The organism is Deltaproteobacteria bacterium (genome assembly GCA_011773515.1).
Taxonomy (GTDB): Bacteria; Desulfobacterota; Deferrimicrobia; order J040; family J040; genus WVXK01.
Window position 1 is genome coordinate 1 of record WVXK01000107.1, and the last position, 326, is coordinate 326.

1 protein-coding gene is annotated in these 326 nt (G+C 51.5%); it reads left to right on the plus strand.

What is annotated here, in order from left to right; all coding sequences use genetic code 11:
• A partial coding sequence (locus tag GTN70_11350; protein NIO17556.1) for a hypothetical protein occupies positions 1-326 on the plus strand: 326 nt, incomplete at both ends.

Here is a 326-nt window from a genome sequence, read left to right on the forward strand (position 1 = left end):
ATCCACGACCCGAAAACGGCGCTCAACAGGTATATGGTGAAAGAGGCGATGGCCGTTATGGAAGACTGCGACCTCGTCCTCCACATGACGGACAACAACCTTTTCCGCTTTGCCCACGAGGAGGAGCTCGTTACCGAAGCTCTCAATAAGAGCAAACTTACGAAAGTCCTTACCATTAACAAGATCGATCTCATGACCGTCGCGGACCGTGAGAAGATAATCACGTGGATGACAGGGCGTTGTGATTATGAACACATATTCGATACGAACGCTGCCGAGGGATTCGGGATCGACGGCGTGCTGGAATACTTTTTCGCAAGGCTCCC